At 66.0% G+C, this 13665-nt stretch carries 10 protein-coding genes; 5 read left to right on the top strand and 5 right to left on the bottom strand.

Annotated features, from left to right (window positions below):
• Positions 1-17: 17 nt before the first annotated feature.
• Entirely contained in the window at positions 18-3626 is a 3609-nt protein-coding gene (locus tag QTI66_RS04110; RefSeq protein WP_286557650.1) for an indolepyruvate ferredoxin oxidoreductase family protein, read from the bottom strand.
• 91 nt (positions 3627-3717) lie between these two features.
• Here QTI66_RS04110 and QTI66_RS04105 point away from each other — a divergent pair, with 91 nt between their 5' ends.
• The gene (locus tag QTI66_RS04105; RefSeq protein WP_286557649.1) at positions 3718-4233 is read left to right on the top strand and encodes an Lrp/AsnC family transcriptional regulator; all 516 of its coding nucleotides are present in this window, start codon (positions 3718-3720) and stop codon (positions 4231-4233) included.
• A gap of 11 nt (positions 4234-4244) precedes the next feature.
• Here QTI66_RS04105 and QTI66_RS04100 read toward each other — a convergent pair whose 3' ends face one another.
• The 3 genes from QTI66_RS04100 to QTI66_RS04090 all read right to left on the bottom strand — a co-directional run bounded on the left by QTI66_RS04100 (position 4245) and on the right by QTI66_RS04090 (position 7213).
• Entirely contained in the window at positions 4245-5495 is a 1251-nt protein-coding gene (locus tag QTI66_RS04100) for a tetratricopeptide repeat protein (protein WP_286557648.1), read from the bottom strand.
• A 34-nt stretch (positions 5496-5529) separates the two neighbouring features.
• Positions 5530-6123 (bottom strand): DJ-1/PfpI family protein, encoded by a 594-nt coding sequence (locus tag QTI66_RS04095; protein ID WP_286557647.1) that lies wholly within the window; start codon positions 6121-6123, stop codon positions 5530-5532.
• A gap of 100 nt (positions 6124-6223) precedes the next feature.
• Positions 6224-7213 carry an ABC transporter substrate-binding protein gene (locus QTI66_RS04090; RefSeq protein WP_286557646.1) on the bottom strand — a complete coding sequence of 330 codons (990 nt, stop codon included), beginning with the start codon at positions 7211-7213 and terminating at the stop codon, positions 6224-6226.
• A 222-nt stretch (positions 7214-7435) separates the two neighbouring features.
• Between QTI66_RS04090 and QTI66_RS04085 the strand changes: the two genes are divergently transcribed.
• The 4 genes from QTI66_RS04085 (at position 7436) to QTI66_RS04070 (ending at position 13198) form a co-directional block, all read left to right on the top strand.
• Entirely contained in the window at positions 7436-10396 is a 2961-nt protein-coding gene (locus QTI66_RS04085; protein WP_286557645.1) for a protein kinase domain-containing protein, read from the top strand.
• A 241-nt stretch (positions 10397-10637) separates the two neighbouring features.
• Positions 10638-11387, top strand: a complete 750-nt coding sequence (locus tag QTI66_RS04080; protein WP_286557813.1) for a DUF899 domain-containing protein — start codon at positions 10638-10640, stop codon at positions 11385-11387.
• Positions 11388-11646: 259 nt separating this feature from the next.
• Entirely contained in the window at positions 11647-12630 is a 984-nt protein-coding gene (locus tag QTI66_RS04075) for a Bug family tripartite tricarboxylate transporter substrate binding protein (protein WP_286557644.1), read from the top strand.
• A 58-nt stretch (positions 12631-12688) separates the two neighbouring features.
• A complete protein-coding gene (locus tag QTI66_RS04070; protein WP_286557643.1) occupies positions 12689-13198 on the top strand; it encodes a nucleoside deaminase in 510 nt (169 codons plus the stop codon).
• Between the two features lie 62 nt (positions 13199-13260).
• On the opposite strand, the gene QTI66_RS04065 is transcribed toward QTI66_RS04070, so the two are convergent.
• Positions 13261-13644: a VOC family protein gene (locus QTI66_RS04065; RefSeq protein ID WP_286557642.1), complete on the bottom strand. Its 384-nt coding sequence runs from the start codon at positions 13642-13644 to the stop codon at positions 13261-13263.
• Positions 13645-13665 lie beyond the last annotated feature (21 nt).

Raw genomic sequence — 13665 nt, 5'->3', positions numbered from 1 at the left:
GATGCACGTCGCGGCGCCTATCGCGCAACTACTGCTATCCCCCGGATCTGCCCCGCCTTCGCCTGGAGCTCCGGCCTCGGATAGCGCTGCGGCGCAAAGCGGTGCATCAGTTCCGCCTCGCGCCCGTTGGCCAAGGCGAGGTTCGCCAGCTTCACATGCCCGTAGCCGCGAATGCTCAGGGGCACCGCCGCGATCTGCGCCGCAAGCTTCTGGTTGGTGGCTGAAAGCCCCGCCTGCAATTCGTCGAGCCGCGCCTCGAACTTGTCGATCAGCGAACGCTCCAGGCGGCGCTCCTCCGTGTGACCGAACAAATCCATCGCCGTGCCGCGCAGGCGCTTGCCCCAAGCCAGCCACTTCATCGCCGGCAGCATCCAGGCGCCGAGGCGAAGCTTGACCGGTGGCTGGCCATTCTTCGGGCGCGAAAGCAGGGGCGGTGCCATGTGGAATTCGAGCTTCAGATCGCCTTCGAACTGTTCCGCCAGCTTCTCAATGAATGTCCCGTCGGTGTAGAGCCGCGCGACTTCGTACTCGTCCTTGTAGCTCATGAGCTTGAGCAGGCTGCGCGCGGCGTTGCGTGTGAAGGGCAGGCTTGCATCGCCGCCTTGCAGCGCCTGCTCGCGTGCTTGCAGGGCGCGGATGCGTTGGTCGAACCGAGCAGCCCATGCCGCGTTCTGATAACCCGTCAAATGGCGCATCGCGTCGGCAAGCAAGTCTTCCAGCGGCCGCGTATCGCTCTCAGCCGCGGTCTGGCCCGGCGCGGGCCCGGCGCGCAGTTGATCGAGGGCAGCGGAGTTGCCCGCCGCAAGCCGTCCCAGCGAGAACGCCGACTGATTGGCACCTACCGCCACGCCGTTGAGTTCGATGGCATGCATCAACGCGTCCAGACTCAGCGGCACCAGGCCCCGCTGCCACGCATAGCCCGTCGCGACGATGTTGGCCGCCAGCGTGTCGCCCAGGAATTCCTCGGCAAGGTCTTGCGCGTCGAAGGTCTCGACCTGTTCTTCGCCGGCGACATAGCGCATCTTGGCGAGCAACAGGTCCACCTGCAGGTCGGCATCGGGATTGCGCAGGGACTCGGCCACCGGAATCTCGTGCACGTTGGCCAGCACGCGCGTGCGCCCATGTCGCACGGTCTGCAGCGCGTCGGCGGACGCGCCGACCACCACGTCGCACGCAAGGATCGCATCGGCCTGCTGCGTGTCGATGCGCACCTGATGCAAGCGTTCGGGCACGTCGGCCAGCCGAACGAAGCTGAGCACCGAGCCGCCCTTTTGCGCAAAGCCCATGAAGTCGAGCACGCTGGCGGACTTGCCTTCGAGATGCGCCGCCATCGCGATCACCGCGCCGACCGTTACCACGCCAGTGCCGCCTACGCCCGTGACCAGCAGGTCATAGGGCGCCGTCCACGCGTGCGCAGCGGGGTGGGGCAGGGCGTTCACATGGTGGCGGAAAGCATCGCGGCCCGCGGCCAAAGCACCGCTCTTGCGCCGCAGCTTGCCGCCCGTGACGCCGACAAAACTCGGGCAGAAGCCCTTGGCGCAGGAATAGTCCTTGTTGCAGCTGGTCTGGTCAATCTTGCGCTTGCGGCCCATCGGGGTTTCATGCGGCAGCACGGCCACGCAGTTGCTTTGCACGGTGCAGTCGCCGCAGCCTTCGCACACGGCCTCGTTGATGAACAGGCGCTTGGGTGGATCGGCCAGTTCACCCTTCTTGCGGCGCCGGCGTTTTTCCGCGGCGCAGGTCTGCTCGTAGATGAGCACGGTGACGCCCGCCAGTTCGCGCAAGTGCCGTTGCACTTCATCAAGCTCCGAGCGGTCATGGAACCCGGTGCCCGCCGGAAAGCGGCCCTTGATGCTGTCGTACTTGTCGATGGCATCGCTCACCACCACGACCTTGCGCACGCCTTCCGATTCGACCTGGCGCGCGATGGCATCGACGCTGATGACGCCGTCCACCGGCTGGCCGCCCGTCATCGCGACGGCGTCGTTGAACAGGATCTTGTAGGTCAAGGTGGCCTTGGCCGCCACCGCCTGCCGGATGGCGAGATAGCCTGAGTGGTAGTAGGTGCCGTCGCCCAGGTTCTGGAACACGTGCGGCGTCTTCGTGAACATGGCGTGCGAAATCCAGTCCACGCCTTCGCCGCCCATCTGGATCAGGCCCGCGGTGCTGCGGTCCATCCAGTTGGCCATGAAGTGGCAGCCGATGCCTGCCCGCGCGGTGGAGCCTTCGGGCACTTTGGTGCTGGTGTTGTGCGGGCAACCGGCGCAGAAGTAGGGCAGGCGCTTGACCGAGTCGCTGGCGTTGGCGAGCAACTCGGGCGGCGTGAAGTCGCGCACGTGTTGCAGGTGGTCGCCCAGGTCGCGGTTGTCGGGGAAATGCACGGCCAGCCAATGCGCCACCAGTTCGATCAGGCGTGAAGGCCGCAGCTCGCCGAGCGCCGACACCAGCGGCTGGCCCTGGCGGTCGTGCTTGCCCACGATGACGGGGCGCGCATCGGCCGGTGCGTTGTAGAAGATGTCGCGCAGCTGCGTCTCGACCACGGCGCCCTTTTCCTCGATGACGAGGATCTCCTGCAGCCCTTGCGCAAAGCTCTTGATGCGCGTCTGCTCGACGGGAAAACTCAGCCCCACCTTGTAGAGCCGCACGCCGGCGAGCGACAACTGCTCCAACGACAGTTCGAGCCGGCGCATGACCTCCATCAAGTCGTGGTGCGCCTTGCCGCAGGTGATGATGCCGACCTTGGCATGACCGCTGGTGATGATCTCGCGGTCGATGCTGTTGCGTCGCGCGAAGGCGGCCACGGCGGCGAGCTTGTCTTCCAGCCGCGATTCGATGCGCAGCGACGGCAGGTCGGGCCAGCGGTAGTGCAGGCCGTCAGGCGGGGCTTGGTGGCCGGTCGCGGCGCGGACTGTGTCGGCGTCTTCCCAGACCGCGATGCGTGCGTTGACAGCGTCCAGGTCGACGGTGCCCGCGCTCTCGACCACTTCCGACAGGGCCGCCATGCCCACCCACGCGCCCGAGTAGCGCGAGAGCTCGTAGCCATACAAGCCGAACTCCAGGTATTCCGCCACGCACGAGGGCTGCATGATCGGCATGCGCCACGCCATGAAGGCATGGTCGCTCTGGTGCGGCATCGACGAGGACACGCAGCCGTGATCGTCGCCCGCCACCACCAGCACGCCGCCATGCGGCGACGATCCGTAGGCGTTGCCGTGCTTGAGCGCATCGCCCGCACGGTCCACGCCCGGCCCCTTGCCGTACCACATGGCGTAGACGCCCTCGACGGTGCGTTCCGGGTCCGATTCCACGCGTTGCGTGCCCAGCACCTGCGTGGCGCCGAGTTCCTCGTTCACGGCGGGCACGAAGCGGATGCCGGTCTGCTTGAAGCGCTCGCCGGCCTTCCAGATGGCCAGGTCGAGCATGCCCAGCGGCGAGCCGCGATAGCCGCTGACGAATCCCTGGGTGTGCAGGCCACGCGCCGCGTCGTGCTGGCCCTGCATCACCAGCACGCGGACCAGGGCCTGCGTGCCGGTCAGGAAGATGGAGCCGGTCGTGGCCCAGAGGTTGTCCGCCAACTGGTAGTCGGCGCGGCGGATCGCGGAGGAGGGCAGGTGTGGGGCAGTCATGCGCAAATTGTTCTGCCGCACCCGGCGCAAGTGTTTTCTCAATACACTGGCGAAGACCCTTGTTTGAAGAAGATTCCTCCCGGATTTCGCCATGAACGTTGGTTCTGTTTCTCTTGACGAGCACTGCCTCAAGATTCTTTCTGCGCTGCAGCGTGACGGCCGGCAGACGGTGCAGCAGATTTCGGAGGCCGTGGGCCTGTCGCCCACGCCGTGCTGGAAGCGCATCAAGGAGATGGAGGCGAGCGGCGTCATCCGCGGCTACACCACCATCGTGGATCCTGAACTGGTGGGCTTGCACGTCTCGGCCGTGGCGGAAGTCAACCTCGACCGGCACAGCGAGTCGCTGGTGCAGCGCTTCGAAGAGGCCGTGGCCGCGAGCCCGCACATCGTGCGCTGCGTGTCCGCCACCGGACCGGCGGACTACATCCTGAACGTGACGGTGCCGGACATGAAGCAGTACGAGCGCTTCCTGCACGAGGTGCTGTTCAGCCTGCCGGGCGTGACGCACGTGCGTTCGAGCATCGTGCTGCGAGAGGTGAAGTCGGAGGTCGCGTTGCCGCTGGGGCACCTGATGACGGGTGGCGCGGCGGCGCCTCGGCGGCGTTAGAGCCTCCTTGGTCAGGCGCCCGTCTTGCGCAGGAAGAAGAACAGCCCCTCGATGGCCTGCCGCTGATCGTGCCGCAGCGGCGCGCGCAAGGTCTCGATCACCTCGAAGCCATTGGCTGATGCGAGAGCGCGCGCATAGCGCTCGGTGTGCGCAAAGCGCAGGCTGGGTTGCAGCGCGAAATCTTCGTCCTCCTCCGGCGGAAGGACTTCCACGGAGAACGCGAACATGCCGCCCGCTTCCACGACTCGCCCGATGCCTTCGAAAACCGACATCAACTCGCCGACGTAGATGAAAACATCCGCCGCCACCACGAGGTCGTGACGCGTCGTCAGCGTCTGCAGGTAGCCGTCGATGTCGGCATGCACGAGTTGCTCGTAGCGACCGGTGGCCTGCGCCTTGGCCAGCATCTGGCTTGAGAGGTCGACACCGATCAAGCGGTCGGTGCTGTCCTTGAGCAGCGCGCCGCACAGGCCGGTGCCGCAACCCAGATCCAGCGCGCTGTGATAGCGCCGCCCCGCAGAAAGGCGAACCACCTCCCTTGCGAGCACTTCGTGCGCGCGGTAGCCCAGCACGTCCACCACGTGATGGTCGAAGTCGTCGGCGTAGGCGTCGAACAGGCTTTCCACATACTCGCCGGGGGCCGTGGCGGCACGTGCGTCGCCGCTGACGGACGCGAGGTAGTAGGCGTGCAGTTCATCCGTGCTGCCGTTTGCGATGGCTTGGCGGAAGGCCTGCGCCGCTTCCGGAAGGCGCGACATCTCCCGCAGGATGTTGCCCTTGTTGGTCCACGCCGGCGCAAAGCCGGGGTCGGCGGTGACGGCGTGTTCGTACGATGTCAGCGCTTCGCTGTCACGGCCCAGCGATTGCAGGATCTGCCCGTGGCGATACCACGGCATGGCGACACCCGGGTTGAACTGGCCGGCGAGGCGAAAGGCTTCGAGCGCATCGTCATGCCGGTCCAACTGCGCCAGTGCCTCGGCACGGTGGAACCATGCGTCAGGATTTTTCGGCTCGATGCGGAGCAACTGTTGCGTGGTGACGAGCACGTCGGTCGGGCGCGAAAGCCTCACGCGCACAGCCGCCAGATTGACCAGCGTGGAAACGCGATCGGGCATCAGCGCCAGAGACTCGGTGAACGACCGTTCGGCTTCTTCAAGACGCTCTCCGGCCAGCGATTCGAGGCCGGAGAGAAAGAGTTGCTTGGCGCGCTCGAACGCGGCTTGCGGCGACAGGGAGGACGCTTCGGATGGGTTGCTGCTCATCGGCGCATTGTCGTGCAGCCGACGCGTCCCGTTTTCAGGTGTGGCGGATCTCGGTGCCCAGCACCTTCAGGCATTCGCGGATGAACGCGGCAAGGGCCGTCCACCCTTTGGCCGACACCATGGTGCCGTCCACCAGCGCCTCCGTGGGCGACAGGTCCACGTAGGTGCCGCCGGCCAGCGTGACCTCCGGTTCGCACGCGCCCAGCGCACCGACCTTCTTGCCGCGCACGACGCCCTCGACTGCGACCAGGATCTGCACGCCGTGGCAGATGGTGAAGATCGGCTTCTTCGTCTCGTGGAAGTGCCGCACGATGGCCTGCACGCGCTTGTCCGTGCGGATGTATTCGGGGCCGCGCCCACCGGCGCAGTACACGGCGTCGTATTGGCCGGGTTGCTCTTCCGCTTCAGAAAACGACTTGTTGATGGTGAAGTAGTGGCCCAGCTTTTCGGTGTAGGTCTGGTCGCCTTCGAAGTCGTGCAGCGAGGTCTTGATCCTGTCTCCGGCCCGCTTGTCCGGGCAGACGACGTGCACGGTGTGGCCGACCGCCTCCATGGCCTGCTGATAGACGAAGATTTCGTACTCCTCGGTGAATTCACCGGTCAACATGAGGATCTTCTTGCCTGGCATGTGTGTGCTCCTTTGTGGGGAAGTCGCGGTTGGTGGATGAACCGCGGGCGACGTTACGCGAACGGCGCTGTGGCAACAATGCGGGTCTTACCCCCAGGCGTCAGGCGTTGGTGGCAAGCGAGCGCACCCGCGCCTCGACAGGTGGCAGGAAGGAGCCGTCGAAAAGATCGTCGGGCGCCGGCGGATGCGCCAGTTGCTTGGCCCGTGACATCAGCGCGGTCGTCTGTGCCAGCCGGGCCATGTCGACCGCGCCGATCCCCAGCGTCGCGCCTTCCCCGTGCGCCATCTCCAGCGCCAGCGTGCCAGCCAGCCGCGCCCGGTTGGCCACGCGGTCGATGGCGGGGTTGCGTCGAACGACCGCATCCACGGCCGCTTCGATGTCGGCGACGGTGTCGGCCACGCCGCGATTGACTGCGCGCACCAGGCCCGCCACGGCTTGCGGGTGATCTCGCCGGAGGGCAGGGGTCACCATCACTGCTGCACCGTAGAGCGAGGGCACGTGGTGCTGCCATTCGAAGTGGCGCAGCATGGTTTTCGGGTCGAGCCCGGCCTCGATGGTTTGCGCGTTGATGGTGTTGACGAAGCCGAACAGGCCTTCCCACCGGCCCTGCAGCATCAGCGGGACGATCTCGCGGTGCGGCAGCGCCGACTCCTCGATCTTCACGCTGGCCGGGTCGATGCCGCAGGCCGCGCAGAACTCGGGAAACATGCGCCATGCGGCGTCGTTGGGGTGGGTCACGAGGGTGCGGCCGGCGAGGTCACTGCCATTGCGCACGGCGCTCGCGGCCGGCACGGCGATGGTGTAGGGCGAGCGGTTGTGCATGGCGAAGACGGCCACGGGCGCGTCCTGCGGCCGGGCAGACGCCCATTCGACCAGCGCGTTCATGTCGCCGTAGCCGGCGTCGTAGTCGCCGCTCATCAGCTTGGGAACGGCGTTGGCCAGCGTGTCGCCTTCGGTGAACTCGACCTCCAGCCCTTCGTCGCGAAAGTAGCCGCGGTCGTCTGCAAGGAAGAACCACGCCTGCGGGCCGGAGTAGAAGGTGTTGAGGATGAAGCGCAGGCGCAGTGGCGTGTGCGGCGGTGCGGTCATGTTAGTCGCCTCCAGATTTAAGTGAAGTCGCTGGAACCGTCGGGACAGTAACAGACTCATCAGTCATGGATCGCCGTGAATCGCTCAGCCTCGCCGCCCTCACGCTCCCGACAGACGCAGGAAGCACGGGTCGACGGCCGGTTCGCCATAACGACGCAGCGCCGCTAAAGTAGCGTAGCTGCCCCGTGCGCGGCAAGCGTGACGGACCCAATGACTGCTGCCGTGAATGATGCGCCTCACTTCGAAACGGCCCCGTTGCCCCCCGGCACGCGGATGGGTGAACTCGAAATCCTGAAAGTCATCGGGGAAGGCGGGTTCGGCATTGTCTATCTGGCAAATGACCTTTCGCTCGACCGCGAGGTCGCGCTGAAGGAATACCTGCCGGCGTCGCTGGCAGCGCGCTCGCAGGGCAACAACGTGTCTCCACGCTCCGATGCTGCGGCGGAGACATTCAGTGTCGGGCTGAGGTCCTTCGTCAACGAGGCAAAGCTGCTCGCCAGGTTCGACCACCCGTCGCTGCTCAAGGTCCACCGCTTCTGGGAAGAAAACGGCACCGCGTACATGATGATGCCGGTGCTGCGCGGCATGACGTTGAGGAATTTTTGCCGCGAGCATTTGCATCCGGCCAACGAGTCTTGGCTTCGCGCGCTGCTCGATCCGCTGTTGAGCGCCATCGAAATGCTTCACCGCGAGGGGGTGTACCACCGTGATATCGCGCCCGACAACATCATGGTCGACCCGGATGGCCGTCCGATATTGCTCGACTTTGGCGCGGCGCGCCGCGTCATCGAAAACCGTACGCAGGCGCTGACGACGATCCTGAAGCCCGGCTACGCGCCGATCGAACAATATGCGGAGTCCGACAGCTTGTCGCAGGGGCCGTGGACGGACCTCTACGCCTTGGGCGCGACGCTCCACTTTGTGCTGCTGGGGCGTGCGCCCGAGCCATCGGTCGCGCGCGTGATGCACGACAGTCACCCGCGGCTGGCGGCGCAAGCGGTGCCGGGATGCTCGGTGGAATTCCTGAGGGCCATCGACTGGATGCTGGAGGTGCGGCCCGTCGATCGGCCGCAAAGCGTCGCGGAATTGCGCGCCGTACTCGCCGGTGGGCCTGCGCGCACTGCACTGCCATCGCCGCGCTTCGACGTCGCATCTCCTGTTTCAACTTCACTGCCTTTCGAACGAGCCATCGTGCTTACGGCCGCGCAGTCGCCCAGTGTGCTGATGCGGATCTGGCACGCAATTGTTGGCAGGCGCGCGCCGCGGGTGTCGGCTCCGCTGCCGCCGCCATCGATGCAGCAGTCGCCGTCTTTACAGCAGCCGTCGCTGATACAGCCGTCGGTCGCCGCCGCGCGAACCGTGATCCTGGGCACTTCAGCGGCGTCGGCTGCTCCAGAAACGGCGCGGCAGGCGCCGTCCGGGTCTTTGGCACAAGACGACCGCACGATGATGTTCAGGGCCGGAGAGCGGGCTGACGTCGACCTGCTTCGCAGCGCCCGGCCAGCGAATGGGACAAGCGCCGATGCCAGCGCGCCGGCAGTCGCGCTGACCGTCACCGCTGCCGACATCGGGGCCTACATCGGCCGCAAGGTCGTACTCGGTGGCGAAGAACTGACCATCGGCCGCGACACGGACGGCTTCCACCTGCCCGACCCGCAGTGGTCGCGTCGCCATGCGGCGATCCAGCGTACACCTGAAGGCATCAGCATCAGGGACCTCGGCAGCAGCAATGGCACCTACGTCAATGGGCGGCGCCTGGCCGTCGGCCGGGACTACCCCGTTCCACTGGGGGCATTGATCCGCATCGGCTCCACGACCATTGCGTTGACACTGGCCGAGGACGCTGGCCCGCTGAATTTGACCGGCACCGAACTGGCGGACATCTACGACCTGACGGAATGCCTGCAGGCGAGTCCCAAGGGCGTGCTCTACCGCGCCCGCAAGAAGCGCTCGGGGCGCGAGGTGGCGATCAAGATCCTGTCACCCGACTACGCCTCGTTTCCCGGTTATCGCCAGCACTTCGCGCGCGAGGCCGCCATCGCCGCGCGACTGCAGCATCCGCACATCTGCAGCGTCGATGACTACGGCGAGACCGATGTCGTTCGGGGCGGCCGACGCTCGCGCGTGCCCTTCATCGCCTACGAAATCATGGGCGGCGGCAATCTCGCGGCGCGGTTGCACAGCGCGCGCGACATCGCGACGGAAACCATTGCCGGGTGGCTGGTGCAACTCGCGGACGCCCTGCAACACGCGCACCAGAGCGGCGTCGTGCACGGCAACCTGAAGCCGTCGGCGGTGTGTTTTGACACGGCATCGAACATCTACGTCACTGATTTCGCGATCGCCGGTCCCGAGAATGCGGGCCTTGCATTGCTGGGCGCGCCGGCGTACATGGCGCCCGAACAATGGGACGGAATGGCGCCGCAACCGGCAAGCGATCAATATGCGCTGGCGGTCCTGGCCTACCTGCTTCTTGGCGGCGTTCGACCTTATGAGGGGCAGGAAACACCGGAGACGCGCACCGCCAATCTGCAGCAAGCGCCGATCGCGTTGCATCAGCAGGCGCTCGCGCACCAGCAGCGCAAGCTGTCACCGCTGGTCAGCCGTGTCGTGCAACGCGCACTTGCCGCGCGTGCCGCGGACCGCTACGCCAGCATCGCGGACTTCGGGCGAGAACTGTCGCTGGCGCTGCGCTCGGGTGCGTCCGCAGGTGCCGGCGCGCAGGTTTTCATCAGCTACCGGCGCGAGACGAGCTCGGGGTGGGTCGCCTTCCTGTCCGATCAACTCGAGCGCGACCACGGCATCAGCTCCTTCGTCGATACGCTGGGCCTCGACGGCGCGGTCAAGTTCCCGGCGCGCATACAGCGTGCCATCGAGAACTGCTCCGTCTTCGTCTGCGTGCTCGGCGCGGACACGCTGAAGTCGCCCTACGTGCGGCAGGAGATCGAACTCGCATTCCGTGACGGCAAACGCATGATCCCGGTGATGCTGGAGGGCTTTGTCGCCAGCGAGGCCGAGTTTGCCGACCCGGCGATGCACGAGCTGCTGACCTACGACGGCGTCAAGCTGCTCGATCGTCAAAACATCTATGTCCGCGCCGCCGTCGGCGAACTGGCGCAGCAGATCCGCGTGACGCTCGTCGACCTGGCGCGGTCGGGGCCGGCGGCGCCTTCAAGACATTGAGGATGGGTGGCCTGCGTTGAATGAGCTGGCATCCGCCGGCTGGTGGTGACACCGGCAACATCACCATCGGAATCCCGCCAAACTTGTTACTCCCGGCGCAGGACGACCGGCACGAAACTACTTCCTGGCCCGACAACGAGCGATGCGCCGCGCATGCATTCACGCTTGCGCCACGCGTCGCGAATTCACCCCATCAGGAGCTTCAGTCATGACCAATGCACGCAAAGCCGAACCGTCTGCCATGCACACACCACCCGTCGTGTCGCCCCAAGCATGGGAGGCCGCCCGAAACCAACTCCTCATCAAGGAAAAGGCCAACACCCGCGCCCGTGACGCACTGGCCGCCGAGCGCCGGCGCATGCCATGGATGGCCGTGGAGAAGTCGTACGCCTTCGAAGGCCCTTCAGGCAAGGCCAGCCTCGTCGACCTGTTCGACGGTCGCCGCCAGTTGATCGTCTACCGCGCCTTCTTCGAACCCGGCGTCTTCGGCTGGCCCGATCACGCCTGCCGCGGCTGCTCCATGGTGGCCGACCAGGTCGCCCACGTTGCGCACCTCAACGCCCGCGACACCACGCTTGTCTTCATCTCGCGCGCGCCTCAAGCGGACATCGCGCGCCTGAAAGCGCGCATGGGATGGCAGATTCCGTGGTTCACCATCACCGACAGCTTCGACGCCGACTTCGGCGTGGACGAGTGGCATGGCACCAACGTGTTCTTCCGCGACGGCGATCGAGTGTTCCGCACCTACTTCATCAACAACCGCGGTGACGAGCAGATGGGCGGCACCTGGAACTACCTCGACATCACGCCGCTGGGCCGGCAGGAAGTCTGGGAAGACTCGCCCGAGGGCTATCCGCAAACGCCGACCTACAAGTGGTGGAACTGGCACGACAACTACGACGCGGAAGCCGTGCCCGACAAGAAGTGGGTCGAGATCTCCGACGCCGGAGAGGCGGCGTTCCGCAACGAGAGCGCCGGCGCCAAGCCATGAGCGCAACGTCCTGTTCCGGCGAGCCCGGAAAGCGGCGACGGTCAGGCTGAGGGAACGGCGCAATCGGACGTGGCGCCATCACCAGAGCGATGGCGGATCCCCGCAATTGACCGGCTCCGGCAGCAGGCGGATCATCAGCCCGGGACCGCTTTCCGGTAGCCGCCGAGGGGCCGCGGTGGGCCTGATTCCTGCTATGAGTTCGTTTTCATCGCAGGGCAAGCCAGGAAGGCAAAGGCCCGCCAACGGAGAAGAGACTGCCATGACCACCCACAACTTCCACGCCACCCGCCGCGGTGCACTCCAGATCCTCGCCGCAGGTGTCGCTTCCGCCGCCTTGCCCGCCTTCGCGCAGTGGCCCGACAAGCCCATCAAGATCATCGTGACCTTTCCGGCGGGCGGCTCCAGCGACGTGCTGGCGCGGGTGATGGCCGAGCAGTTGGGCAAGAAGCTCGGCCAGCCCGTGGTGGTCGACAACAAGCCTGGTGCGGGCGGCACCATCGGCGGCGCACAGGTGACGGCTGCGGCACCCGACGGCTACACGCTGATGCTCTTGAACACCACGCCGATTGCGCTCGGTCCCTTCGCGCTCGACAAGCAGCCCTACGACCCCGTGGCCGGCTTCACGCACGTCGCCTACCTGGGCGCGGCGCCGCTGGTCGTCATGGCGAGCAAGCCCTCGGGCATCAAGACCTACGCCGAGTTCGAGGCGGCGGTGCGCAAGGCGGGGCAGATGGAATTCGGCTCGGGCGGCCCCGGTTCCATCGGCCACATCTACGGCGAGCTGATCAAGAAGACGGTCGGGCTCAATCTGGTGCACGTGCCTTACCGCGGCGGTGCGCCCATGACCACCGACCTGATCGCCAACACCATTCCGGTGGGCATCGACGTCATTACCTCCTATGTGCCCTTCTTCAAGAGCGGGCAACTGGTGCCGCTGGCGGTGACGGGCACGCAACGCTCGCCGCTGATGCCCGACGTGCCGACCATGGTCGAACTCGGCCAGCCAAAGCTGGTGCTTGAAAACTTCTTCGGCATGTCCGCCCCGCCCAAGCTGCCGGCGGACATCGTGACCCGGCTGAACACCGCATGCAACGAAGTGCTGGTGCTGCCCGACGTGCAGAAGAAACTCACCGAACTGGGCATCGTGGGGAAGCCGGAATCGGTGGCCATGTTCAACACCTTCGTCAAGGACCAGGTGGGGGTGCTGGGTGCGACGGTGAAGGCGGCGGGCATCAAGCTCTAAGAACAAAACGGTGCTACTTTCGGGGCGCGACAAAGAGATCGCACCCGAAAGGAGATGGATGTTTCAAGAGGAATTCATGCAGCGCGCCCTGGCGCTGTCGGCCGAGGCGCTGCACACGCCCGGCACCGAGCCCTTTGGCGCCGTGGTGGTGCAAGACGGCAAGATCGTCGGCGAAGGTTTCAACCATTCGGTCGCCCATTTCGATCCGACCTCCCACGGCGAGGTCGAGGCCATTCGCGATGCCTGCCGACGCCTGCAGCGCGTCGAACTCGCGGGGTGCGACCTGTACACCACCTGCGAGCCTTGCGCGCTCTGCGTGGCCGCCATGCACATCGTGGGCATTCGCCGGCTCTTCTACGCCGCGTCGCTCGCGCAATCGGGCGTGGCCTTCGAGGGACTGCCGGCGAGTGAAAGGCATCCCATCGACGTGGATGAACTGCGGGAGGAGGCCGGTGCCAGCCTGCAGTCGCGCAGGCTGCCGGCCGAGCAACGCATGGCGGATGAAGCGATCCGCATCTTGACGCAATGGGCGGAGCCCCGGCGCAGCCCCAAGAAAGACGCGGCGTGAAGGTGTCCAATGACTCTACGTTGCTTCGTGTGACCGCGACACAAGAGACGAGGGGGAGGGCTTCAGTTCTGCAGCACTTGCCCCACCATCAACCGGTGGCCATCCGGCGTCCTGACCGCGAACTCGCGCATGCCCCATTCCCGATCGATGGGCGGATGCATCACGATCGCGCCACGCTGCACCCATTCGCCGTGCAAGGCGTCGGCATCGTCGACGTGCAGATAGGCAAAGTAGCTGTGGTCGCCCGTTTGCGCAGGTGGCAGCGCGTCCGGGCAATGGCCCATCATGATGCTGACGCTTCCCCGGCGAACCAGTTGCCAGTCGGTGCGCTCTGGCTCCCACGCGACGGTGAAGCCCAGCGCATCGCGGAAGTAGGCCGTGCTGCGTTGCAGGTCTGGCACGGCCAGCACGAAGGCGAAGGGACGAAGGTCGTTGGTGGTGGACATCGGGGCTCCATGCAAGGCAAG

The sequence above is a fragment of the Variovorax brevis genome (assembly GCF_030317105.1).
In the GTDB taxonomy this organism is placed as follows: Bacteria; Pseudomonadota; Gammaproteobacteria; order Burkholderiales; family Burkholderiaceae_C; genus Variovorax; species Variovorax brevis.
The sequence above is the reverse complement of the archived record's forward strand: the minus strand, read 5'-3'. Positions and strand labels throughout refer to the sequence as shown.